This window comes from Spirulina sp. LEGE 11439 (assembly GCF_059821285.1).
In genome coordinates this window covers 1-23,477 of record NZ_JCAMRX010000005.1, presented here as the reverse complement: position 1 = coordinate 23,477, position 23,477 = coordinate 1, and the positions used below count along the sequence as shown (strand labels likewise).

22 protein-coding genes, 1 tRNA gene and 1 pseudogene are annotated in these 23,477 nt (G+C 39.3%); 18 read left to right on the top strand and 6 right to left on the bottom strand.

Annotation, left to right across the window (positions count from 1 at the left end):
• Positions 1-115: 115 nt before the first annotated feature.
• From AC6RV6_RS04850 to AC6RV6_RS04830, 5 genes are all read left to right on the top strand, one after another.
• The gene (locus tag AC6RV6_RS04850) at positions 116-1,948 is read left to right on the top strand and encodes an LIC_10190 family membrane protein (protein WP_500239396.1); all 1,833 of its coding nucleotides are present in this window, start codon (positions 116-118) and stop codon (positions 1,946-1,948) included.
• Positions 1,945-3,036, top strand: coding sequence for a glycosyltransferase family 1 protein (locus tag AC6RV6_RS04845; protein ID WP_500239393.1), 1,092 nt, complete (start codon positions 1,945-1,947; stop codon positions 3,034-3,036). Before AC6RV6_RS04850 ends, AC6RV6_RS04845 begins: the two co-directional genes overlap by 4 nt.
• Before the next feature lie 709 nt (positions 3,037-3,745).
• Positions 3,746-4,783 (top strand): hypothetical protein, encoded by a 1,038-nt coding sequence (locus AC6RV6_RS04840; RefSeq protein ID WP_500239391.1) that lies wholly within the window; start codon positions 3,746-3,748, stop codon positions 4,781-4,783.
• A gap of 299 nt (positions 4,784-5,082) precedes the next feature.
• Positions 5,083-6,801 (top strand): hypothetical protein, encoded by a 1,719-nt coding sequence (locus tag AC6RV6_RS04835; RefSeq protein ID WP_500239389.1) that lies wholly within the window; start codon positions 5,083-5,085, stop codon positions 6,799-6,801.
• A gap of 4 nt (positions 6,802-6,805) precedes the next feature.
• On the top strand, positions 6,806-8,263 hold the full coding sequence (locus AC6RV6_RS04830; RefSeq protein ID WP_500239386.1) for a glycosyltransferase family protein: 1,458 nt from the start codon (positions 6,806-6,808) through the stop codon (positions 8,261-8,263).
• 9 nt (positions 8,264-8,272) lie between these two features.
• Here AC6RV6_RS04830 and AC6RV6_RS04825 read toward each other — a convergent pair whose 3' ends face one another.
• Together AC6RV6_RS04825 and AC6RV6_RS04820 are read right to left on the bottom strand one after the other, a co-directional pair.
• Positions 8,273-8,434: a hypothetical protein gene (locus AC6RV6_RS04825; protein WP_500239384.1), complete on the bottom strand. Its 162-nt coding sequence runs from the start codon at positions 8,432-8,434 to the stop codon at positions 8,273-8,275.
• 6 nt (positions 8,435-8,440) lie between these two features.
• Positions 8,441-8,944: a DM13 domain-containing protein gene (locus AC6RV6_RS04820; RefSeq protein WP_500239382.1), complete on the bottom strand. Its 504-nt coding sequence runs from the start codon at positions 8,942-8,944 to the stop codon at positions 8,441-8,443.
• Positions 8,945-9,084: 140 nt separating this feature from the next.
• On the opposite strand from AC6RV6_RS04820, the gene AC6RV6_RS04815 reads away from it, so the two are divergent.
• The 3 genes from AC6RV6_RS04815 to AC6RV6_RS04805 are packed head-to-tail and all read left to right on the top strand — an operon-like array spanning position 9,085 to position 11,739.
• On the top strand, positions 9,085-10,767 hold the full coding sequence (locus tag AC6RV6_RS04815) for a M14 family metallopeptidase (RefSeq protein WP_500239380.1): 1,683 nt from the start codon (positions 9,085-9,087) through the stop codon (positions 10,765-10,767).
• A gap of 22 nt (positions 10,768-10,789) precedes the next feature.
• Positions 10,790-11,413, top strand: coding sequence for a Uma2 family endonuclease (locus tag AC6RV6_RS04810; RefSeq protein WP_500239378.1), 624 nt, complete (start codon positions 10,790-10,792; stop codon positions 11,411-11,413).
• Positions 11,414-11,421: 8 nt separating this feature from the next.
• Entirely contained in the window at positions 11,422-11,739 is a 318-nt protein-coding gene (locus AC6RV6_RS04805; RefSeq protein ID WP_500239376.1) for a hypothetical protein, read from the top strand.
• A gap of 64 nt (positions 11,740-11,803) precedes the next feature.
• Here the strand turns inward: AC6RV6_RS04805 and AC6RV6_RS04800 are convergent.
• Positions 11,804-11,876 (bottom strand) — tRNA-Arg (locus AC6RV6_RS04800).
• A 128-nt stretch (positions 11,877-12,004) separates the two neighbouring features.
• Here AC6RV6_RS04800 and AC6RV6_RS04795 point away from each other — a divergent pair.
• Positions 12,005-14,902, top strand: coding sequence for a GUN4 domain-containing protein (locus tag AC6RV6_RS04795; RefSeq protein WP_500239374.1), 2,898 nt, complete (start codon positions 12,005-12,007; stop codon positions 14,900-14,902).
• A gap of 471 nt (positions 14,903-15,373) precedes the next feature.
• On the opposite strand, the gene AC6RV6_RS04790 is transcribed toward AC6RV6_RS04795, so the two are convergent.
• Together AC6RV6_RS04790 and AC6RV6_RS04785 are read right to left on the bottom strand one after the other, a co-directional pair.
• Entirely contained in the window at positions 15,374-15,697 is a 324-nt protein-coding gene (locus AC6RV6_RS04790; RefSeq protein WP_500239372.1) for a type II toxin-antitoxin system RelE/ParE family toxin, read from the bottom strand.
• Entirely contained in the window at positions 15,697-15,954 is a 258-nt protein-coding gene (locus AC6RV6_RS04785) for a ribbon-helix-helix domain-containing protein (protein WP_500239371.1), read from the bottom strand. The genes AC6RV6_RS04790 and AC6RV6_RS04785 overlap by 1 nt, the downstream gene beginning before the upstream one ends.
• A gap of 349 nt (positions 15,955-16,303) precedes the next feature.
• On the opposite strand from AC6RV6_RS04785, the gene AC6RV6_RS04780 reads away from it, so the two are divergent.
• From AC6RV6_RS04780 to AC6RV6_RS04755, 6 genes are all read left to right on the top strand, one after another.
• Positions 16,304-16,651, top strand: coding sequence for a rubredoxin (locus AC6RV6_RS04780; protein ID WP_500239369.1), 348 nt, complete (start codon positions 16,304-16,306; stop codon positions 16,649-16,651).
• A 56-nt stretch (positions 16,652-16,707) separates the two neighbouring features.
• Positions 16,708-17,736 (top strand): photosynthesis system II assembly factor Ycf48, encoded by a 1,029-nt coding sequence (locus AC6RV6_RS04775; RefSeq protein ID WP_500239367.1) that lies wholly within the window; start codon positions 16,708-16,710, stop codon positions 17,734-17,736.
• Between the two features lie 89 nt (positions 17,737-17,825).
• A complete protein-coding gene (gene psbE / locus AC6RV6_RS04770; protein WP_500239365.1) occupies positions 17,826-18,071 on the top strand; it encodes a cytochrome b559 subunit alpha in 246 nt (81 codons plus the stop codon).
• A 48-nt stretch (positions 18,072-18,119) separates the two neighbouring features.
• Positions 18,120-18,251: a cytochrome b559 subunit beta gene (psbF, locus tag AC6RV6_RS04765; protein ID WP_500239363.1), complete on the top strand. Its 132-nt coding sequence runs from the start codon at positions 18,120-18,122 to the stop codon at positions 18,249-18,251.
• A gap of 42 nt (positions 18,252-18,293) precedes the next feature.
• Positions 18,294-18,413, top strand: a complete 120-nt coding sequence (gene psbL / locus AC6RV6_RS04760; RefSeq protein WP_500239361.1) for a photosystem II reaction center protein PsbL — start codon at positions 18,294-18,296, stop codon at positions 18,411-18,413.
• Positions 18,414-18,458: 45 nt separating this feature from the next.
• On the top strand, positions 18,459-18,578 hold the full coding sequence (locus tag AC6RV6_RS04755; RefSeq protein ID WP_500239359.1) for a photosystem II reaction center protein J: 120 nt from the start codon (positions 18,459-18,461) through the stop codon (positions 18,576-18,578).
• A 110-nt stretch (positions 18,579-18,688) separates the two neighbouring features.
• Here the strand turns inward: AC6RV6_RS04755 and trxA are convergent, their stop codons facing one another.
• Positions 18,689-19,006: a thioredoxin gene (gene trxA, locus AC6RV6_RS04750; RefSeq protein WP_500239356.1), complete on the bottom strand. Its 318-nt coding sequence runs from the start codon at positions 19,004-19,006 to the stop codon at positions 18,689-18,691.
• A 99-nt stretch (positions 19,007-19,105) separates the two neighbouring features.
• Between trxA and fabG the strand changes: the two genes are divergently transcribed.
• From fabG to AC6RV6_RS04735, 3 genes and pseudogenes are all read left to right on the top strand, one after another.
• On the top strand, positions 19,106-19,870 hold the full coding sequence (gene fabG, locus AC6RV6_RS04745; RefSeq protein WP_500239354.1) for a 3-oxoacyl-[acyl-carrier-protein] reductase: 765 nt from the start codon (positions 19,106-19,108) through the stop codon (positions 19,868-19,870).
• Between the two features lie 403 nt (positions 19,871-20,273).
• Positions 20,274-21,488: pseudogene (locus tag AC6RV6_RS04740) on the top strand (glycosyltransferase).
• 137 nt (positions 21,489-21,625) lie between these two features.
• Positions 21,626-23,449 carry a hypothetical protein gene (locus AC6RV6_RS04735; protein WP_500239352.1) on the top strand — a complete coding sequence of 608 codons (1,824 nt, stop codon included), beginning with the start codon at positions 21,626-21,628 and terminating at the stop codon, positions 23,447-23,449.
• Positions 23,450-23,477 lie beyond the last annotated feature (28 nt).

Below are 23,477 nucleotides of genomic sequence, written 5' to 3'. Positions count from 1 at the left end.
TTCTAACTTGACTTATAGTTGATTCTTTGTTAACACAATATAAATGATTTCATAACCATTATTTTACAGACATTTTCACCTTGTCTCCTGTTTTCCTCATACAAAGATTTTATTAATGGTAGTTTTAGTAATTATTTGGCTGAGTTTGGCATTACTTTGTTGGACTATCGGAATTGGTGTTTTGCATCGTCTCGATACACAATTTCTTTGGAAACAAGGCGATCGACTTATTCTAGCAATATGGCTGGGATTGTCTTTAATGGCAATTTCTCTCCTTGGTGCTTGCTTATTTGTTCCTCTTTCACCAGTTATTGGCGCGATCGTGGCGATCGTGCTTCTCATTCTAACTCGTCCTCATCCTATTATTCACCGAGAACTAACAACTCTTCTTGCCAGTATTTCTAGGAAACAGTTACTCGGTGAAGGATTGTTAGTTTTGATTGTAGCGGCCTTAGTTTCACAAAAAGTGACAGCTTACGATACAGGTTTTTACCATTTTCCAGCAATCAAATGGTTATCGGAATATGGCCTTGTTCCGGGATTGAGTTTGCTACACTATCCTCTTGGTTATCCCTCTTCATGGTTGACACTTTCTGCATCTTTAAACGCTGGAATTTTAACGGATCGTACTGCAACAGCGATAGGAGGTTTTGCTCTTTTATTAGGATTATCTCAAGCTGCTATTTGTGCAAAACGAATTCTTTCTAAAACCCATCAACTTAGTGATTGGTTTTTTATTATTTCTGCATTTCTTTGTCTATCTGTATTAACTTGGTTTGGGCTTCCTATTTCACCTTCTCCTGATGTTGGTGTCATTATTTTATCAATGGTTGTTATTTGGACAATCTTAATCATAAGCCAGCAACAACCAAACTCGAAACAACACCCCTTCGATTCTTACTTGATTCCTGTTATTCTAGCAGCAGGAGCCGTGACGAGCAAGCTAAGTGCATTACCTCTATTTTTAACAGCCGCTCTCTTTTTTGCTTGCAGTTGTCCTTATCAATGGAAGCGAATTTTAGGGGGAACTGCGATCGGGGTCATTTTACTTTTTCCGATGTTTTCTTTTGCTATGATTGCAACAGGATGTCCCTTGTTTCCCTCTGCTTTATTTTGCTTTGATAATTTACCTTGGTCTCTTGGCAAAGAGACTGTCCAAGAAGTTACTCAAATTCTCCAAAACTGTGCCAGATGGACTTGTCCTCCTGATGCACCTCCAGACGCTCGAGCTTGGGACTGGGTTGAACATTGGTTGAAACAAGAAAAACGTGCGGTCTTTTTAATTATTTTTTCTATTTTTAGTGTCTTTGCTTTGCCTAAAAAAACGAAAATTGCCGGACAAAACTATTTAATCGGCTTAGGAATTGTCGGAACAATATTTGTTATGTATGGAAGTCCTTATTTGAGAATTGGCATTACTTATCTGTTTATTATTCCAAGTTTGCTCCTTGCTATTTATTGCTATCAACGCTCTCCGTGGCAAATTGCCACAATTTGGGCAATCGGAGGAACAGCAAATCTTTGGCTTGGGTTTTCTTCAACTCTATTGTTATTGCTGGGCTTAGCTGCTATTTTTAGCGCGATTATTTGGCGTTACTCTTATACAATAAAGCCCTCATTTTTATTGGGAGTTTTTTGCTTTTTTGTCGGATTAGTTCCAGCCAAACAATATTTGAGTACTGCTGAATATAAACTCTATTGGTTATTTCCCGCCCAAATTCAAACCCTCAATTCTTCTCCTTTTATTAAACAACAAGTTAATGATATTAGTTATCTTATACCCGATCCCAATTATCTCTGGGAACGAGCGCCCGGTTTTTTTTCCTCAGAAGATCGCTGCTGGAATACAGAAATTCCTTGTACTCCTAACTTAACTCATCCTAATATTCGTTTGCGAAATCCAGATCTTGGATTAGCAGGAGGATTTATTCAAACTAAAGAACCATGAAAACTCTTATTCAAATTGTACCCACTCTTCCTCCTCATGTTGATGGGTTAGGAGATTATGCTTTCAATTTAGCTCGACAATTAAGGCAAGATTATCAGATAATGACTCACTTCATTGTTGGTAATCTTCAATGGTCTGGTAATCAAGAAATTGCTGGATTTCCAGTTACTCAAATCGAGAAACGTTCGGCAAAATCCTTACTTTCCTCACTGGATTTTAATGTGCCCATTTTCCTTAACTATGAAGGATATGGATATGCTAAGCGAGGGAATCCTCGCTGGTTAATTGAAGGTCTACAACAATGGCATAAAAGATCCAAACAACCTCTGATTACCATGTTTCATGAAATTTATCCTTACCATCACGGACCTCCTTGGAGCAGTTCTTTTTGGTTGTCTCCTTGGCAAAAAAAACTAGCCGCACAACTTTTAGAAATAAGCGATCGCGCAATTACTAGCAAGCAAAGTTATGCTGAACTGCTCCAACAATTAAGCCAAGAAAACAATCGAGAGATTGAGGTTTTTCCCGTATTTTGTAATATTGGCGAGCCTCAAAATATTCTACCCTTAAAACAACGTCAGCGACGCATGATTATTTTTGGTCATTATAATAGTCGCAAACTGGTTTATCAGAATAATTTGCCTGCTCTCGAAAAAGTTTGTCAAACTTTAGGCATTCAAGAAGTGTATGATATTGGTGTGCCTACTGGCTTACAGTTACCTCCAATGAATGATATTACCATAATCGAAATGGGAATCACTCCTGCGAAGACAATTAGTCAACTAATGTTAGACGCTATTGCTGGATTTTTATGCTTTATTCCGCCAGAATATTTAGCAAAATCGACGGTTTTTGCGTCCTATTGCGCCCATGGTCTAATTCCTATTGTCACTCAACCTCCTACAAACATAATGGATGGTTTAGAATGCGATCGGCATTACTATTTAGCCAACAACTCTCTATCGTCTCTCACTCTTGAACAAGGTCAAATAATTGTCGATTGTGCTCGTGAATGGTACTCTCATCATAATTTACAGAAGCAAGCAACTGCGATCGCTAAAAAAATTAGTGAGATCAAAAAAACCTAACTCTTTTTTGCAAAAAAATTGTATTAAATTTTAGGAGAAAAATCGATTGATGTTAAAGTTGAGAATAAGAAACCTAATCAAAAAACATTTAATAGATATTCTGTATTGCCTAATTTTACTTTTAGTGGCTTTCAAATTTACTCATTCTTTAGAAACTATTAGAGATGTTGAACTCTATGACGAAACCTTTGCCTTATATCGAGGAATCAAAATATTCGATCTTGGTCTTCCTCAAGCATCTTGGTCTCCTTTATACTCCATATGGTATTTTCTTCTATCTTTGTTTGAACATAATAATATTGCTTTATTTTATCTCAATTTTAAATTGTTAATTTTTACAACTCCACTTCTTTTTTACATCTATTTAAGGACACTAAAAATCCGACCTATAATTGCAGTTTTTTTTGCATTTATTTATTCCATTTCGAGTATTTCTCTCTTAACTCCAAGATCGGGGAATTTTTCTGTCCTCATTTTTTTGTCTTTTCTTGCTATTGCTAATTTAATAAAAAATAACATCAAATTTTATTTTCTGATCGCATTAGCGTTCCTACAAATTGCATTCATTAGACCTGAATATTCGATTTCTTTTCTAATTATACTTTTTTTGTATTTATTATTGCTAAGTATTTCGATATTTTATAATTCTTCTAATTTAAAAAATATATTCTTTCAATTCATTTTTCTTGCTTTTTGTATAATACTATCAGTGGTTTTAATTGGCAATCCTCTGGCTGGGGGAAGAAGTTTTATTGCCTTTTCTGAGCATTTTTCCTTTTTTTGGATGGAACGAAATAATATAGCTCCGAATGTTGATGTTAATTATTATAATGATATTATTCGCTCGGTTTTTGGTGATGTTAATAGTATATCTCAAGCCTTGATTGCTAATCCGAGAGAATTCTTTGCTCATATATCAATGAATTTTACTTCTTATTTCCATCATTCGATCTCAATTTTATTAGTTAATCTTCAAAATGATTTTTCTACTATTGTCAATACTTCCATAAGAGATTTTGAACTTATTTCCCTATCTCTCGTTCTTCTGTTTATTATTGTTAGACTAAAAATATCCTTAAAACGAATTAATTATATAATTCTTAAACGAATCATGACCATTTTCATTAGTATTATAATTCCTGTTTTTATATCTTCTCTTCTGATTAATCCAAGATTTCATTATCTGATTTTGCAATCTATTTTTATCCTAACTCTCATTGCTTATTTTTTGGAAAACTCTTTGTCTTTAAATATTCAGAAGCAAACCTATAAGTTTTGGTATCCGATTGTCATTGGCTCAATTTTATTTATACTCACACCAAATCTTGCAACTGGCTGGTGTTTAATAGATGATTTTTGTGTTATCCAAAGAATTTCCACTCCAGAAACTTCAAGATTACCTATTCTGAAAACTATTGAATTCCTGCAATCGCTACAGATAAAAAATGAGGTAAATATTTTAGAAGCTGATGGTGGCTATCATGTTTATCTGAGCGATCGCTATCACTATATCCCTGAATCTAAAAAACAAGAAAACTTTTTACAGTTTTTGCAAAGAGAAAAAATAAATATGATTGTCTTAACTCCGGCTTTAACAAGAAGTTCAAGTTTTTCTAAAGATGAAGAATTTATAACATTTGCAAATCACCCAGAACAATGGGACTTTATCAAATTAAAAGTCCCTAAAACTAAAATATTTTTATTGCTTTCATCAGATTTGATAGACATTCATCATATCCAAAATTAGAGATTGGAAAATAGCCATATTGAAAACCAAGTTAAAAAAAGCAACCGATTGCGACGAAACGTCAATTAAACCAAATAGGTATATTTCAAAAAAATGGAGAAAATTAAGAAAGTTTAAAATCCAATCAATATTGATTCAAGATAATTGTAAAATTGTATTTAACAACATTATACATACTATAGCAATCCTAAATTATAGATGAACGTGGAGCAGGCTGAAACTCTTGCAATTACTGGATCTACTTATTTACAACTCAAACAAGATTGCTATAAATACATACTAAGTTTTAAAAGGAATAGATGTTAAGATTGAAAATAAACAAGACATCCTCAAAATTATTTTTAGATATCTTCTATGTTCTATTATTGCTTTTACTTACTTTTAAATTTACGCATTCTTTAGAAACGATTAAAGATATCGATCTATATGACGAAACATTGTTTTACTTGGATCGAGGAGTAAATCTATTCAAATTTGGTATCCCCGAAGCATCTTGGGGGCCATTATATGCAGTTTGGTACTTTTTTCTATCCTTATTTGAACGTGACAATATTGTTTTATTTTATCTCAATTTCAAACTATTAATTATTACGACTTCATCTCTTTTTTATATCTACTTAAGAACGCTACAAATCCGCCCGGTAATCGCGGTTATTTTTGGATTTATTTATTCTATATCAACTATATCTTTAGTCAGTCCGAGACCAGGAAACTTTTCTGTTCTCATCTTTCTGTTTTTTTTAGTCATTGCTAATTTTACCAAGAATAATATAAGATTTTACTTTCTAACCGCTTCTGCATTTTTATCAATCTCGTTCATCAGACCTGAATATAGCCTTTCTTTTTTAATAATATTTGTAATGTATCTGCTGTTATTTATTCGTTCTATATTTTCTCAAACTATTAATATAAAAAATGAAATTTTAAGATTGGCTACTCTTCTGACTTTCATTCTATTATTAGTATTATTTATTGGTAATCCTTTAACTAGTGGCAGGAGTTTGATAGCATTTGCCGAACATTATGGATTTCTCTGGATGTTTCGCAATGATGCAACGATTTACGATCACGACGCTGAATATTATATCTCTATTTTTTATTCTATCTTTGGAGATGTAGATAGTATATCTCAGGCTTTAATAGCGAACCCTAAAGAGTTTTTTATTCATATCAGAATTAATTTTATATCTTATCTTCATCGTTCATTTTCTATATTATTAGTTGATTTTCAAAATGACTTTTCTGCTGCTATTAATACTTTAATAAGACGCATTGAAGTTATTTTATTGGCAATAGCTATATTAGTAAGCACGTTTAGATTTAAGCTATTATTAGCTCGGATTAATTACACAATATTAAAACGATTATTAATGATTTTAATCAGTATTCTTATTCCTGTTTTTATATCTTCTTTTTTGATTCATCCGCGATTCCATTATCTGATTTTGCAATCTGTTTTAATTTTAACTATTATTGCTTACTTATTGGAAAACTCTTTGCCGATCGCTCATCAGGATCGAAAAAAGCAAAAAATTTTATATTCAATTTTTATTGGCACGATCCTATTTATACTAACACCAAATCTTGCAACTGGCTGGTGTTGGTCAGAAAATCTTTGTATTATTCCAAGAATTTCAACCCCAGAAACTTCGCAATTACCTGTCTTAAAAACAATTGAGTTTATCCAATCTTTACAGATTGAAAATGAAGTGAATGTATTGCAACCCAATCGTACTGGTTATCATGTTTATCTCGGCGATCGCTACCATTACATTTACGAAACCCAAAAACAAGAAAATTTTGCCAAGTTCTTGAAAAATGAAAGAATCAATATGATTATTTTAACTCCTCGCCTAGCACACGATGCAGGCCTTGCAGAAGATAAAGAGTTTATAAAGTTCATCGAGCAACCGCAACAATGGAATTTTTTTAAATTAAAAATTCCAAAAACTGAAGTGTTTTTATTGCTATCATCAGATTTAATAGACAGAGAAATTATTCAGCCAGATGAAGGTTAAAATAATGAGATTAGAAACTGAATCAAAAAGAGCGATCGCGAACGATCGCTTGTTAAGTTGGATTATTCTGATATCGATAATAATCTTCTGGCTTTTCCTGTATTTTTTAGGTTTTCCCAAACCGATGGGAGACGATCTTTTCTTCATTGGTGCTGCTATTAATCTTGCCAAAACACAAGAATTTTTTAATCCTTTATTGTCAATGTGGACAGAGCGAACAATCGATCGCTTTTTTGTGCAACCTCCTTTCCACTCTTATACTCTTGCTAGCTGGATTTCTTTATTTGGAAATAGCACAAATAGTATTCTGTTCTTTCAGTGTACTTGTTATAGCTTATTCTCAATATTTACAGCGTTAATTTTGAGAAAATATAAATTTTCTTGGTTGTCTATCAGCTGCATTCCTGTAGTTTATACTACTTGGATGGTTATTGCTGGTTTGCGTCAAGATGCTTTAGGAATGGCCTATTTAGCTATTGGGCTTTGGGGACTAATTCGAGATACTTCTTGGCGTTACTTTTGGGGATTTATTTTTCTCGGATTAGCAATTTGTACTTCTCCTGTCCTAATGGCTTATGCAATTCCTTTTTCTTGTGCAATTACGATCGTGAATTTAAGAACAAAATCAAAACTAAATTGGCCGTATTTTTATCAAAGAATAATTGCACTACTTTTAGCAATATTACTCATCTCTCTTGTATTTCTTTTAGCAATTAACTTTGAAATAGTTCGTTTTTTTCAAGATCTTTCTTGGCATGCATCTCTTAGAATTGTACCAATTTATAAAGTGATCCCAGAAGTTGTATTTATTGTGAGCAATGGATATGGAGTAATTATTTATGGTGTGATCTATACTCTTTATGGAACTCTTCTCTTTTTACTTTTTAAAAATCGCAAAAAGAATCGCAAAAAAATCATGATTTTTGCAATAATTCTCAATATTGCGTTAATTCTAAATATAATCCTTTATACCAGTACCTTATATTATAACTTTAACTTTTTTTGCTGGTTTGGGATAACAGTTATGCTTTTTAATATTAATGTTTCTAAGAACTTAAGAACTCTGTTGATTAGTCTAAGTATTGTCTCGCTTCTGATTTATCAAAGTCAACTGATTGTAAGTTGGATCGGTCAACACAATCTACCGTCTAATAAATATGAATCTATTCTAAAATGGGTTAAAGAGAATCCCGATCGCAATTATGCAATTGATGAAGTCTCTGCGCGCTTTGTTTTTGATTACAATCTACCAGACAATACAATTGATTGGAATTTTTCTAATAATCCAGAAATTTTTTGGCCGGCATCAGTAGAGGAAAAGCCAGCGAATACAGTTTGGATTATTTCTCCTGCAAAAGCAGCGATAACACTCGATCTTCCAGACTACGAAAGAGTAGAATTGTTTGGTCGTCGCTTCAATAGTATACCAAAATCGCCTTATGATGTTACAATCATAAAATAGCGACCGCAATTAAGGATCGCTATCCTGAAAAAATCCTCGAAAAACCACCATGCGGTTAGCAGGATACCCCTCTGATGTTACTGCAGCGAGTTGAAAGTAACGAGAAAAAGGTAAATGGCAATTATTATTTAGGGCTTCTTCGAGATGCGATCGCCAAGGTGCAAGGGACATCAAAAACTATTGTAAAGTGGCTGACCCAAAGGTAGCATTAAATCGACGACACCAGATCGCGACAGATTGATATTGACTCACTTCAATATTGCCGGGAATTTTATAAGTTTGCATCCCATTTGTGGCTTGTAATTCTCCAATAAAAGCATAATCTTCCTCTGCGATCGCATGAGCGGGAGCAGAAGTTTCCCCGATAACATCCGCCGAACGGTGTAAAATAACTGTCAGATCGGGTCCAGTATCGGAGCGAAAATCCGCCGCAAATTCTAAATAATACCCATCCTCTTTTTTAACGAGATTAACCGTCCCAGAAGTGGGATGCTCTCCATCTACAAATGACCCTGATTTTCCCGTTTCTGCTGGGTTAGATTCTTGAATAGACGTATCTAGAGATTGTTCGATAGTGGTTTCCTCAGCCTGAGAAGTCGGTGGTGTATTTACTTCGGGAGTTGCAGTGCAAGCAGTTGCAGCCAGTAAAAGCCCTAAACTTCCCAGTAATAAATGTTTCACGATCGTCGCTCCTTTGCGATAGGATTTATTTGCCGTTTGCGTTCTTAATTTCTACTATCATCATCGCAACTGAACAAATTCTGACGAATATCTGAGAAAAACATAAGCATTTTCTGAATTTTATTTGAGTTATTAAAATTATGCCCGAATTTTCTGGCGATCGCTATTATCGTTACGTTGAATTGAGCCGACTTCTCCACGATTTTGCCGCAGAGTTTTCCCACCTTCTCAAATTGAACAGCCTTGGTAAAAGTTATGAAGGGCGGGATATTTGGCTATTAGAAGCAACCAATTTTGCCACAGGAAAATCCACAGAAAAACCCGCTCTTTGGGTTGATGGGAATATTCATTCCTCAGAGGTTGCTGCATCTACCCTTTGTCTCTATTTTATCGATACTCTCGTGCGAGAATATGGGAACGATCCCGATATTACCCGATGTCTGGATACCCGCGCTTTTTACATTTGCCCTCGCGTCAACCCCGATGGAGCCGAACTCGCCCTTGCTGACTCACCTAAGTTTGTCAGATCGGGAACTCGAATTTATCCTACGCCTCAACCCGAAAAAAACAACTTAATCGAAGAAGATATTGACAGAGATGGACGACATCTCAATATGCGAATTCCCGATCGCAATGGGGCTTGGAAAGTCTGTCCAGAAGAGCCGCGTTTGATGATTCCTCGCGATCCGACGGAAACGGGAGGACAGTATTATCGCTTGCTTCCTGAAGGCACGATCGCTAATTACGATGGGTCTCTCATCAATACTCCCCCACCTAAAGAAGGATTAGATTTTAACCGCAACTTTCCCTATGAGTGGCGACCGGAGTGCGAGCAATTTGGGGCGGGAGAATATCCGACTTCAGAACCGGAAGTCCGCACCGTTGTTGATTTTGTTGTTTCTCATGCCAATTTAACTGGGGCGATCGCATTTCATACCATGAGTGCCGTTCTTTTGCGTCCCTACAGTAACCAAAGTGATGATAATTTTCCTGTCTTAGATTTGCGAGTTTATCAGCATATTGGTAAAAAAGGAGAAGAAATTACCAGCTATCCTTCTGGCTCGATCTACCATGAATATCGCTGCGATCGCCAAGATAACACCTCGGGGGCGTTTGATGATTGGGCGTATGAAGAACAAGGACTTTTTGCATGGACGGTAGAGTTATGGAGTCCCATTCGTCAAGCCGGAATTAAAAATTATCATTACACTCAATGGTTTAAAGAACATCCTCTCGAGGACGATCTTGCCATTTTGCGCTGGAATGATGAAGAATTAGACGGCAAAGGTTATGTCGATTGGTATCCTTTCGAGCATCCTCAATTGGGTAAAATTGAGTTAGGAGGATGGGATACTTTTTCATTTTGGCGTAATCCTTCCTTGTCTTTATTAGAAAAGGAAATTTCCCCTTTTCCTCAATGGTTGGTTTGGCATTTATTAATCTCTCCTTTGCTGGCAATTCGAGAAGTATTAGTAGAACGCATGGGAACGCAATTATTTTTAATCCAATTGGTGGTAGAAAATACAGGATGGCTGCCTACTTATGTTACGAAAAAGGCATTAGAAAAGAAATTGACAAGAGGATGTATTGCGACTATTGAATTACCAGAAGAGGCAAGTTTATCAATGGGAGAATCTCAAGAAATGTTAGGAGAATTGGAAGGACGTGCTTATCAATCTTCTGCGGTGATTTGGCGAGGAAGCGATGCAACCAAAGATCGAGCAAAAGTGGAATGGTTAGTGCGTGCTTCTGGGGGAATAGTAAAGTTAGAAGTTCGTTGCGATCGCGCTGGGGTCGTTAGGACGGAAGTTGAGTTAAAATAGAATTTAGAAATTGATGAGAACCATGACAGCAATTCAAGTCAAGCCCAAATTAAATTTTCTGGAGTTCCTCGAAAACCTTCCTGATGAGGAAGGCTATTACGAACTGGTTAACGGTGAAATTATGAGACGACTTCCCACACGACGACATGAAGATATTGCCGACTTCATCCAACGAAAAGTCGATCGCGAGGTAGAACGACTTAATTTAAATTACCGTGTTTCTTGTAGAATTGTTATTGCCACTGAAACGGAAGATGGACGAGAACATGGTCGCCATCCCGATGTCACTGTTGTGGATAAAACTTTATGGGAATCTCAACCGACTGCTTATTCTGCACTTCTCGATCCGCCTCAATTAGTGGTTGAAATTGTTTCAACCAATTGGGAAGATGATTATATTGATAAACTTGCAGAATATCAACGTTTAGGAATTGCAGAATATTGGATTGTTGATTATTTAGCGATCGGGAGTCGCAGTTATCTCGGCAATCCCAAACAACCTACTATTTTTATCTTTGTTCTTGATGAAAAAGGAGTCTATCAAATGCAGGCATATCGAGAAAGCGATCGCCTGATTTCCTCCACTTTTCCCGAACTCAATTTAACGCCATCTGATATTTTTGGTGATTCCACTCTCAACCGATAAACTTACCTATGATCAAAATTGAAATTACCGGACAAGATGCAGAAGAAATGGCGCGATCGCTTTTCTCCATTGACGGCATTGAAGGCAGTTACGAAACTTTTGATGAAACAAACAAAGCAGAAGTTTTGACGACAATTGCTACCGTTGTCGCGATTACTGGAGGCACGATCGCAATTTCTGAAAAATTGTATCAGTGGTATCAAAAATCGCAAAAAGGTGACGCGGGTAAGGCGATCGAAAAAGCGATGATTATCACGGAGGATGGACGACGCTTGCTGCTCAAAAATCCTACTATCGAACAACTTAAAGAAATCTTAGAAGACTAATTTCGGCGTTCTCTTGGTGGCGATCGCCAATCAGAATAAAAACACTAGAGATAGTTTAATGTAGCGGGAACGGTAGGGATCGAACCTACAACACTCGGTTTAGAAGACCGATGCTCTGTCCATTGAGCTACGTTCCCAGTTTTTTTATGATACTACAATTGTAGCACAAAGAATTAAAGCGCAGGATTATTGGCGATCGCTTTGACTCAATGAAATGGTTGGCGATCGCAATTACACTTAAAGCAGATGAGCAATATCTCAAGTAATGGTTCAAATTCTGCATATTAATCTCAAACCCAGAGGAAAAGAAGAGGCTGAATTTCGTTTCTTTTGGGAGAATTCCCATGAGTATGCGCCGCGCAACCTTTCTCTTGCGGATATTGCCAGTTTGCACGATTGCGCCGAAACGGACTATTACACGCGAATGCCCGTAAATTATGCCCAAACGGGTCAAGTGTTGTTTAATTGGCTCGATGGACGCGATCGCATTTTTCAATCTGCCCTCGATCGCCACAAACGCAAGCAAATTGTTCTCGCGATCGCCACATCTGGAAGGTTAGCAAATCTCCCTTGGGAACTACTGCACGATGGAAAGCGCTTTTTAGTGAACCGAAAACCCGCGATCGTTCCCGTGCGGTGGGTGGCCGATCGCGAACGGTTAAACGCCGAAAATAACCCGCAAAATCGCTTTCTCAATGTTCTCTTTATGGCGACTTCTCCTCGCGAGGTGACACCGAAGTTAGATTTTGAGGCAGAAGAAGGGCAAATTTTGACCGCGACGAAAGGGAAAAAATCTCTCTGTCTGACGGTGGAAGAAAGCGGCTGTTTGCAGGGTTTGGGGGAATTGGTCGATGAAACCGAAGAGCCTTTCGATGTGGTTCACCTGACGGGTCATGCGGCGATCGCAGACAAACAGCCCTATTTTCTGACGGAAAATGAATTTGGCGATCGCGTAGAAAGCAGCCCGGAAGATATCGCCACGGTTTTACAATTTGCTTATCCTAAGTTAATTTTCCTGTCCGGTTGTCGCACAGGGTATTCCTCTGGTGATGCAGTTCCTTCAATGGCTGAAGTGTTGTTAAATGAGGGAGCAACGGCGGTATTAAGTTGGGGCGATCGCGTTAATGATGACAATGCGTCGGCGATCGCGGCAAAACTCTATGAAGCATTATCGACAGGTCGGACGGTGACAGAAGCGATCGCCTTGACCTATCAAACTTTATTAAAACAGGAAGAGACAAGGACGGGGATACAGGAAATATCGCGGGGACGAGGCGGGAGTCAATGGCACTTATTGCGATTTTATGTTGCGGATGCCCTTCCCGGTGCTTTAGTGACCAAACCGACGGCAAAAGGACGCAGACCTGCACCTCGACCAACAGTAACGGATCGATTTATTGACTCGAAAAACCGTTTGCGCTTGTTGTCTCGTGGTGAATTTGTCGGTCGCCGCCGTCAGTTGCAAAATTGCTTGCGGGTTCTCAAGAAGGATGAGGAGAAAATCGGGGTTGTTTTGTGTGGGATGGGAGGCTGGGGAAAAAGCGCGATCGCGGCTCGGTTGTGCGATCGCTTATCAAATTACGAAACATTAGTGTGGTGGCGACAGATCGATGAAAGTAGTTTAACGACGACTTTAGGAGACAAATTAACGAGAGAAGAGCGCGAAATTCTTAAGGACTTTTCGGACGAGCTTAAGTTTAGATTGCGGGATATTTTTGTAAGTTTAAATGAAGCCGGAGAAAAACCTTTTCTCTTTGTTTTTGACGATTTTGAATGGAATCTCGAACCTCGAGAAGATGGGTATATTCTCAATACTGAAGCCATTAAAGTTTTAGATGCGCTCGTGTGGGCAATTCGAGAAACAGATTCTCGGCATCGCATCATTATCACTTGCCGATATTGGTTTGATTGGGATTGGTCGCCTCTCTTTTTCGTGCAGAATTTAGATAATTTTCATGATACCGATCTCCTGAAAAAGCTGCGACGGTTGGAAAATTTTAATTCAGAAGCGATCGATGAGAAGTTAAGAGAAAGAGCTTTAATTTTGGCGGACGGAAATCCTCGTTTATTGGAATGGTTGGATCGAGATGTTCTCTCGCAAGAGAATGCAGAAGAACAATTGACAGAATACGAAACTCGTGCAGATCGCTGGCAAGATCGAATCATTTGGAATCAGGAAAATGAACCCAAATTACAAATTGATAAACCGCTTGAAAAAATTCTCAGTCGGTGTTTGGTTTATGAAATTCCTGTCCCGATCGCAGCATTAGAAGCCGTTTGCGAAGGCATATCTCGTTATCGAGAACAGTTACAACGCGCGATCGCATTGGGTTTGCTCGAGGTGAGTTCTGATGTTGAGGAATGCGATCGGATTTATCGAGTATCTCAGATTTTGCCTCGTATTATTCGCAATATTCAGCTACCCACAGAACCAGATATTTATTCTCTGTATCGGAAAGCATGGGATATCTTGACTGAATTGTGGGGAAGGCGAGGTTATAGACATAGTAAAAAATGGCAAGAGCTTTTTAGATTGAAGTTTGCTAATAAAGATAATCTAGAACGTTTTCGAGAAGGATTTTATGAAATGCTGGCGACACAATACAATCGAGACTCAGACTTGGCTTTTACAACTGAGCTAGGAAAGAATTTCAATGAAATATCTAGAGTGAAAATGTGCAATAATTTAGAAGGATTTTTAAAGCAACAAAAATGGCAAAAAGCTGATGAAGAAACATTATGGATTTTTTATCAAATTATAGCTTTAGAAAAGTTTGATAATTTTCACGATCTCTGTGAGAATTTTCCCAGTCAAGACCTTAATATAATTGACAAACTTTGGGTAAAATATAGCAACGGGCAGTTTGGTTTTAGTATACAAAAAGAAATATGGAGAAATGTTGTTAAAAAGTCAGAGTATAATTTTGAAAGTTGGATAAAATTTAGCAAAAAAGTAAAATGGTATGATGGGGAAAATTGGAAAAAATATGAAAATTTAAACTTCTCAAAAGATGAAACTGTAAAAGGAGAATTTCCAGTCAAATGGACTACTCGTGAGACATTCTGGGGATTTGGTTTTTTGGAACGGGTAGGTTTAGATGGTATGATGACGACAGGATTTGAGTTTAAGAAATTTTTGTCCCTCCTATCAAGACTTAACTAAGGTAGTATAATGCGATCGTATATCGCCGTAAGTTGGGTAGAATGAAATGAAGCCCAACCTAATACAAAAATTGTAAAAATAACCTGAGTTCGGGTTAAGCTAAAATTCTAAAACCTTAAGAAACTAAGCTTTAGAGCGTGTCAACCCCTGCAAAAATTCACTGAACTTACTGGGCAAGCGGAGCGTGCGCGGGGGGCTTGGGGGCGGCGCTGCGCTCCCAATGGCAGTGCGACCCCGCGTCGGCGAAAGACGCAAGGGAACGCGCACTGTTGGGGTCTGGGGGGCTAGTCCCCCAGAAGAACCTCTCCAAACAGAGTGAACGATTGAAACGGGTTATCTCTAACTAATCAAAGCATATTCCTTAACCCGAACTGATGTTAAAAATAAACCCTACTGTTTCATTTTCTTTCCTTCATCGATCGCGCGATCGCACATATTGAATATAACTTTTAAAATTGCTGCTGCGATCGGTTAGACATCTTGGTTTTTTAAAATAGTTTCAATATTTCTTGCACCATGAAGAATCCTAACAATATCGAGTGTCTCATCATCAAAAAGATAAAAGATGAGATAATTTTCAAAATCTTTGATCGGCCATTTTCGCAAATCTGCCAATAGAGGATTTTGTATCGGATAAATAGAACCCATTCCCGACATAATTGCTAACCTAGCAAAAGTTTGGCGAGTCGCATCAAAGAACTGTAATGCTACATCAAAATCATGGCGAGCAATATACTCAAAATGTTCGTCAATATCTTGACTTGCTCGTGGTCTGATAAAAATCTTCTTAGACATTACGATCGCTGAGAAAACTGCTGAGATAGTTCAGTTCGCTTTACCTCCCACCAACTCTCAGTGACTTCAATACTTTTACCGCTATCTAATCCTTCCAAAAGCAATGCTTCAACTCTAGCAATCTTAGCTTGTTCTTGTTGGATAAGGTGTAAAATATATCGATCGACAGATTTATGATTGCCTTGATTGACTTGTTGGCTTAAGAAAGATTGAAGTGATTCAGATAGAGCAATATTAACCGTTGTAATATTTTCCATATCTATTTTTATTTAATTCTATCGTTCTATTATAACAAAAAACACTCTCAAACCCACAACTGCAATTAAATTTAGTTTGTTGAGTTTTCGGTTAATTAACGCACTCGATGAGATCGCGCAATTTGCGATCTCATAACATCCATATTTTTAAATCTGCTTATCTCTGGAAAATGATAAGTTGAGATAACTGCGATCGCACTCCTCTCATGGTTAACGCGATCGCCATACCCACCCCAAAACCCCGAAAGCCGCAACGCGATCGCGCAATCTTTCTCGATAAATGAATACTTTGTTAATTTTCTGTGATAATATTTAACAAAGATTTTAAGAATTGCCGACCTGACCAGCCATGAGCGACCCCGTCCAAGAGAAAACCCTAGCGGAGTTAGCCCCCTCCAGCCATGAATGCTTGGCCTGCGGCTATGTTTACGAACCCGTGAAAGGCGATAGTAACGCCAATATTTCCCCCGATACCCTCTTTGATGATCTGCCGGAAGATTGGCGATGTCCTGTCTGCCGAGCGAGAAAATCGCAATTTCGTAATATCGGCTCGAGTGGCTCTCCGTCAGGCTTTCAAGAGAATCTAAACTATGGATTGGGCGTAAATCGTCTCACCCCCGGCCAAAAAAACCTACTCATTTTTGGCAGTTTAGCGATCGCATTTCTCTTCTTCCTCAGCTTGTACGGCCTACACTGAAAACCTCAAAAACAAAATTATTTTTCATTAACCCTTACCGATTTGCCAGTTCGTTTATGAGTCTATTCGCGAGCGCCTTGAAACAGTTCTTAATAATATTGACAATTTCCCTGTTTTGTGTTGGCTGTAGTAATTTAGAAAGTACCAGTTCCAATCCTTGGCAGCGCATCAACCTCCCAACCGATGCCGCCGCCCTCGACATCGCTTTCACCGCAGACTCCCAACATGGATGGCTAGTGGGTTCTCGCGCCTCTATCTTTGAGACAACCGACGGCGGACAAACTTGGTCTCCCCAAGAATTTAACCTCGGAGACGAAAAAGTCACCTTTACTTCCGTCAGCTTCCACGGCGATGAAGGCTGGATTGTCGGCAAACCCTCCATCCTCCTGCATACACGGGATAGCGGTCAATCGTGGGATCGCATTGCCCTCAGCAGTAAATTACCCGGTGCCCCTTACCAGATTGAGGCATTAGGGGACAACAGTGCCGAAATGGCCACGGATGTCGGGGCAATTTATCAAACCAACGACACAGCCAAACATTGGACGGCTTTAGTGCAACAAGCCGTGGGAGTCGTGCGAAATATGTATCGCGATCCCGACGGGTCTTATATCGCTGTGTCCTCCCGAGGAAACTTTTACTCGACGTGGAAACCGGGGGAAACCGCTTGGACTCCTCACAATCGTAATAGTTCCCGACGGTTGCAAAATATGGGCTTCTCCCCAGACGGGCGCAAATGGCTGATCGCACGAGGCGGCCAACTACAATTTTCCCGACCCGGTGAAGATTCCAGCGAGGAAGACACCCCCGGGGAGACATGGGATGATACTATTTATCCCGAACCCGGAACGAGTTGGGGTCTATTAGATTTGGACTATCGCACCCCCGAAGAACTTTGGGTGACTGGAGGAAGCGGGAATTTACTCGTTAGTTTTGATGGCGGTGAAACTTGGCAAAAAGATAGAGGTGTAGAAGAAACGCCCTCTAACTTCTACAATATTATTTTTACCAGTCCGCAACGGGGATTTATCCTTGGCGATCGCGGCATCATTCTCAGATACGAACCTTCCCCAGAAAATGCGTAAAGTTTGGAAAATTTGTGGCTTGGAGTCAAGCCAATAAACTTCCGATTATGTAAAGTCAACGTTTAACATTTGTAAAAGGAGAAACTGAAATGTCAGGTACTACTGGAGAACGCCCCTTTACCGATATTGTTACCAGTATTCGTTACTGGGTAATTCATAGCATTACCATTCCCATGCTCTTTATTGCCGGTTGGCTTTTTGTTAGCACGGGACTGGCTTACGATGCTTTTGGAACCCCTCGTCCGAACGAATATTTCACCGATAATCGTTTGGAGTTGCCCATTGTTTCCGATCGCTTTGAAAGCAGCAAACAAATTGAGGAATTCCAAAAATAACGCCCCTTTATTAACGATTTATCAACGATAACTCAGAGGAAAAACACCATGACGAACTCACCCAATCAACCTATTTCTTATCCCATCTTTACGGTGCGCTGGCTCGCCATTCACACCTTGGCCGTTCCTTCGGTTTTCTTCGTAGGTGCGATCGCAGCCATGCAATTCATTCAACGTTAAAACCGGTTTTAACAATACTCAAACCAACCAAGGAGATAAAACATGGATAGAATCAACAATCCCAATCGGCAGCCCGTAGAACTCAATCGGACTTCTCTGTATTTGGGTTTACTTTTGATTTTCGTGTTGGGAATTTTATTTTCCAGCTATTTCTTTAACTAACAAAGTTCAACCAATTTATTTAAGAAGCGATTAGGAGTCAACAAGATGTTTGCAGATGGACGAATTCCCCTTTGGCTAGTAGCTTTCATTGCTGGTATGGGTGCAATTAGTGTTTTGGGAATCTTTTTCTATGGGGCTTATGCCGGTCTCGGTTCATCTTTGTAGGATGAATTAACCGTAAATTAACAAATCTCGTTAATATTTCCCTAACCCAAAAAGACCGCTAGTTCTTCTCGGACTGGCGGTTTTTGCTCGGGAAATTCAGGTTAGATACTCTAAATCACTGATTGTAAACGCTGAATGAGTTGAGGGGTTTGGACGACCCCTTCAATGCGATCGATCGGTTCGCCGTTTTTGAAAAGAACGAGGGTGGGTAAGGCTTCAATATGATACTGGGAAGCGAGGAGAGGGTATTTATCGCTATCGATTTTAACCACCTGCACGCGATCGCCAATCTGCTTGCTGACTTCTTCAAGAATGGGAACCATCATCTGGCAGGGTCCGCACCAAGTGGCATAAAAGTCAACGAGAATGGGTTTGGAGGTTTTGGCAAGTAATTCCTGAAAACTCGAGAATTGTTTTTTAACGGCCATTGTGGAAGGAGAAGGGATAAAGGGTGAATAAGTTGATTTTAGGACAAAAATCCGAGATTGTAGATTAGGCAAACCTTAAGAGAACAGAGCTAATTATTTATGGCAGTCCTACCGGAAAACTTACAGAATTTGCAAGAGAAAGTCGCGATCGTGACCGGGGCATCTCGGGGTATTGGTCGGTCGATCGCCCTTGCCCTTGCCACAGAAAGGGCAAAAGTCGTGGTCAATTATGCGCGATCGCAGGAGTCGGCCGATAAAGTCGTCGCAGAAATTGTCGCAGCCGGAGGAGAAGCGATCGCCCTACAAGCCGATGTTTCCCAACCCGAACAAGTTGAAAATCTTATCAAGGAAACCAAAAGTAAATTTGGGCGTATTGACGTACTGGTGAATAATGCTGGAATTACCCGCGATACCCTATTGCTGCGGATGAAGTTAGAAGACTGGCAAGCCGTTATTGACCTCAACTTAACCGGGGTTTTCCTCTGTACCAAAGCCGTGAGTAAATTAATGCTCAAACAGCGTAGCGGTCGCATTATTAATATTGCTTCAGTGGCGGGACAAATGGGCAATCCCGGTCAAGCTAATTACAGTGCGGCCAAAGCGGGAGTCATTGGTTTTACCAAAACCATTGCCAAAGAAATGGCCAGTCGCGGCGTAACCGTGAATGCCGTCGCCCCAGGATTTATTGAAACCGATATGACCCACGACCTCAAAACCGACGAAATTCTCAAATACATTCCCCTCGGTCGTTACGGACAGCCGGAAGAAATTGCCGGTATGGTTCGCTTTCTCGCCGCCGATCCCGCCGCGTCCTATATCACCGGACAGGTTTTTAATGTCGATGGTGGTATGGTCATGGCGTAGAAAATTGCGATGATGTGACGGGAAGAAAGTCAAAATAATTAGAAGATAGTGCGATCGCGCAAAAATTCATTTAGGGGTATTCAAGGGAATGTCCCTCAATAGTGAATGGGAAATTTTTTGGCGATCGCGGAGAATCAATCACAAAGATCTATTTCATAAAGTTTTGTAAATAATTTAGCGATCGCTGCATAAAATACCAAAGACTCTCCAGAGAAGTAGATAGCGGGGGAACTTCATTTCTTCGAGATGCGATTTTTGCGATCGCATCAATCTCTTTTAATCTTAATATTTAGTCTCAGTATTTTATTGTGAATTATTGCGATCGCTTTAAAATTCCGTGGTAGGATATTCCTAATTTGATAGAGATACTCAGTTAATCGCGCTTATTAACTTATGGAGAGCCGTGCGCTTTTTATTCTTACATGCCAATTTTCCCGCGCAATTCCGCTTTTTGGCAACTCTGCTAGCCAAGGATACTCGGCATGAGGTTGTTTTTGCAACGATGCGGCAGGAAGGAAAATTAGTAGGAGTGCGTAAGTGTATTTACGGTGTATCTCGTAATCCCAATCCTAAAACTCATCATTATGTTCGACCTCTAGAAAGTGCAGTTTTGCAAGGGCAAGGTGCCTATCGTTTAGGAGAACAGTTGAAACAGGAAGGGTTTATTCCCGATGTTATTTATGCCCATTCGGGATAGGGATCGGGGTTGTTTATGCGGGATGTGTTTCCGAAGGCGCGATATCTCTGTTATTTCGAGTGGTTTTATCGGGCGTTTGGATCTGATGCGGATTTTGACCCAGCCGATCCGCTAGATGCGGATGATGTAGCGAGAATTCGGGTGAAGAATGCGCCGATTTTGTTGGATTTGGTGGCTTGTGATGGGGGTTTATCTCCGACACAGTGGCAAAAACAGCAGTTTCCCTCGGAGTTTCAAGCCAAGATTCGGGTTTTACACGATGGGGTAGATACGGCGTTTTTTCAGCCTCAAGCCGGGGTGGATCTCGGGAGTGCGATCGCTTCTCGCGGGTCAAATTTACCGCCGAAAGGTGCAGAAATCGTCACCTACGTGGCGCGAGGTATGGAACCTTATCGGGGGTTTCCGCAGTTTATGCAGATGGTGCAGTTATTACAGCGCCGTCGTCCTCAGTGTCATGTTGTGGTGGTGGGAGAAGATCGGGTGGCTTATGGGAAGACTCTTCCCGATGGGAAAACCTATAAGCAGTCGATGTTAGAACAGTTGGATTTAGATTTATCTCGCTTGCATTTCACAGGATTATTACCCTATCCCCAGTATTTGCGAGTGTTACAGACTTCTTCGGTTCACGTTTATCTGACTCGTCCTTTTGTCCTGTCTTGGTCGATGTTGGAGGCGATGTCGGTGGGGTGTCTGGTGGTGGGATCTCGGACTCCTCCGGTGGAAGAGGTTATTACCGATGGGGTGAATGGGTTTCTGGTGGATTTCTTTTCTCTCGATGAGATATGCGATCGTGTTATCTCGGTTTTGGAGAAGTGCGATCGGTTGGAGGGGGTGAGAAAGCAAGCCAGAGAAACCATTTTACAACGTTACGATCTCGCGAAATTATTACCCGTTCATTTGGATTGGGTGATGAGTCGTTAAACCCTCTAAATTCTCGTAAAAACGATTCCGAAATTCCTGTAGAAACGATCCTGAAATTACCGTCGGGACATTGCACGCAACGTCCCGACAAAAAGACAACATTATTAACCATTTTTTATCTCTTTGGAGGTTTCATCATGAAGGAACTCGATGCTCAATATTTCGCAAACAATGACTTGTTAGAAAATGACTTTTTGGCAGTTCAAGATGATTCTTTTTCGGGTTTGATGGATGTTTTTGACCGTTTTTTGGGGAATGGTGCGGAGTTACGAGACTTATTTCAGTCGAGTTTGCAGGATTTTGCCGAAGATGCAGCCTTTGCGGACAAAATGGGGCAGGTGTTTGGCGAGGGGAATGATTACAGCGATTTAAAAGAGTCCTTTACTTCGGGGAATTTTGGTTCATTCCCAAGGATTGAAATTCGCACAGGTGAAGAACTAAAAGGAGCAAATGCTGCTTATGCTGCGGAAACAAATACAATCTATTTTTCTGAGGATTTTTTGTATCAGAATGTAGATAATCTGGCGATCGTTAATAGTGTTTTATTGGAAGAGTTTGGACATTATGTTGATACACGGGTGAATGATGTGGACACACCGGGAGACGAAGGGAATCTTTTTTCTGTTTTAGTTCAGGGAGAAAATCTGGGGGATTCCACGATGAATTTAATCACCCAAGAAAATGATTCTGCGGTCATTCAAGTTAATGATCAATCAGTGGAAGTGGAAAATTCTCTTCCAACAGGAACATATACAGATGGAATTGATTTTGGTCGATATGTTTTTGATGCAAATGTTGCAGATTATATCAACAATTTCTTTGGGACAAATCTAGCCAACTCATATGAGTATGACTCTGGTGATTCCTTAATGTTCAATACCCCATATCCTGGTTTTAGGATGCCGTTATATAACAATGGTATTGCTCAAGCAGGAATAGATGTAGGTAGTGGAGCATTTGGTTTGGGTTTAAAGGCATATGCTGGAGCCAACTTGGGAGCTATTGATATGGATTTGCCATTACAAGCTCTTCTAACAGCAAGTAATTCTAATAAAGAACTCAAATTCGATTTTACAACGATTTTTGATACTAAACTTGATATTACTTCTCCATCTGCATATGCAGTTTTAGATGCAGTATTTGACTATGATATTGGTCGAATTAAGGCATTTGCTGATCTGGCTGGTGTAGGAACAGAAGTCACTGTATTGAATGGCGTATCTGGAAGTTTTAATCATCGAATGGTAAATATAAATACATTAAATGATCCTGCTGTTCAAATAAATTTACTGCCTGGGCAAGTTGATCTTATGACTGGTCAGTTTGGTGTAAACAAATATAAATTAATGGATGGTTTGGCGACTTGGAGTCATAGTTTATTGCCTTTATCAAATTTTACCTTAGAGAATACATCATCATCTGAAAATTTTGCTGTTAAGCTAACAAACAAACGACCACCAGATCCAGAAGATTTACCACCTGGTGTACCCAATCCAGATCCATCAAATCCAGATAAGTTATTTAGCTTGACGATAAATATAGATAAAATCTTGGCCAAAAAACCTGATTGGGCATTCCTTGCACAAGATATTTTTAAGAAAGGTCCTTTTGAGTTGTCTTATCGGCTTCTACCAGCAGAGATTATTGGCACAGCAAGCCTGTTTTACGAGTTAGAAGTAGGGATGCCTAGAGATACCAAACCTGAAATTATTGGTGGAGAATTTTTGGATACAAAAACGCCTTATGAGGAACTAGATGATCTACTCATAAAAGATTTAGACAATGACTCTAAAATGGATGTCACATTTGAACTAAATCCTGACATATTCTTTAAGCCAAATATTGGTATTGATTGGGAAACAACTTTTAATCTTGATGTCGGCAGACTAACTGCAAGAGTTGACTTTTCAAATACCATTTTTGCCAATCCAATCATCGGGTCTACCGAACTTAGTATGTAAAACTAAGTTGAGAAAAGGGCATCCAACC

What these genes read in the sequence shown, in the direction of transcription:
- AC6RV6_RS04850 (WP_500239396.1), top strand. Translation starts at nt 116, where the DNA reads ATGGTAGTTTTAGTAATTATTTGGCTGAGTTTGGCATTACTTTGTTGG.
- AC6RV6_RS04845 (WP_500239393.1), top strand. Translation starts at nt 1,945, where the DNA reads ATGAAAACTCTTATTCAAATTGTACCCACTCTTCCTCCTCATGTTGAT.
- AC6RV6_RS04835 (WP_500239389.1), top strand. Translation starts at nt 5,083, where the DNA reads ATGTTAAGATTGAAAATAAACAAGACATCCTCAAAATTATTTTTAGAT.
- AC6RV6_RS04830 (WP_500239386.1), top strand. Translation starts at nt 6,806, where the DNA reads ATGAGATTAGAAACTGAATCAAAAAGAGCGATCGCGAACGATCGCTTG.
- AC6RV6_RS04825 (WP_500239384.1), bottom strand. Translation starts at nt 8,434, where the DNA reads ATGTCCCTTGCACCTTGGCGATCGCATCTCGAAGAAGCCCTAAATAAT.
- AC6RV6_RS04815 (WP_500239380.1), top strand. Translation starts at nt 9,085, where the DNA reads ATGCCCGAATTTTCTGGCGATCGCTATTATCGTTACGTTGAATTGAGC.
- AC6RV6_RS04810 (WP_500239378.1), top strand. Translation starts at nt 10,790, where the DNA reads ATGACAGCAATTCAAGTCAAGCCCAAATTAAATTTTCTGGAGTTCCTC.
- AC6RV6_RS04805 (WP_500239376.1), top strand. Translation starts at nt 11,422, where the DNA reads ATGATCAAAATTGAAATTACCGGACAAGATGCAGAAGAAATGGCGCGA.
- AC6RV6_RS04795 (WP_500239374.1), top strand. Translation starts at nt 12,005, where the DNA reads ATGGTTCAAATTCTGCATATTAATCTCAAACCCAGAGGAAAAGAAGAG.
- AC6RV6_RS04790 (WP_500239372.1), bottom strand. Translation starts at nt 15,697, where the DNA reads ATGTCTAAGAAGATTTTTATCAGACCACGAGCAAGTCAAGATATTGAC.
- AC6RV6_RS04785 (WP_500239371.1), bottom strand. Translation starts at nt 15,954, where the DNA reads ATGGAAAATATTACAACGGTTAATATTGCTCTATCTGAATCACTTCAA.
- AC6RV6_RS04780 (WP_500239369.1), top strand. Translation starts at nt 16,304, where the DNA reads ATGAGCGACCCCGTCCAAGAGAAAACCCTAGCGGAGTTAGCCCCCTCC.
- AC6RV6_RS04775 (WP_500239367.1), top strand. Translation starts at nt 16,708, where the DNA reads ATGAGTCTATTCGCGAGCGCCTTGAAACAGTTCTTAATAATATTGACA.
- psbE (WP_500239365.1), top strand. Translation starts at nt 17,826, where the DNA reads ATGTCAGGTACTACTGGAGAACGCCCCTTTACCGATATTGTTACCAGT.
- psbF (WP_500239363.1), top strand. Translation starts at nt 18,120, where the DNA reads ATGACGAACTCACCCAATCAACCTATTTCTTATCCCATCTTTACGGTG.
- psbL (WP_500239361.1), top strand. Translation starts at nt 18,294, where the DNA reads ATGGATAGAATCAACAATCCCAATCGGCAGCCCGTAGAACTCAATCGG.
- AC6RV6_RS04755 (WP_500239359.1), top strand. Translation starts at nt 18,459, where the DNA reads ATGTTTGCAGATGGACGAATTCCCCTTTGGCTAGTAGCTTTCATTGCT.
- trxA (WP_500239356.1), bottom strand. Translation starts at nt 19,006, where the DNA reads ATGGCCGTTAAAAAACAATTCTCGAGTTTTCAGGAATTACTTGCCAAA.
- fabG (WP_500239354.1), top strand. Translation starts at nt 19,106, where the DNA reads ATGGCAGTCCTACCGGAAAACTTACAGAATTTGCAAGAGAAAGTCGCG.
- AC6RV6_RS04735 (WP_500239352.1), top strand. Translation starts at nt 21,626, where the DNA reads ATGAAGGAACTCGATGCTCAATATTTCGCAAACAATGACTTGTTAGAA.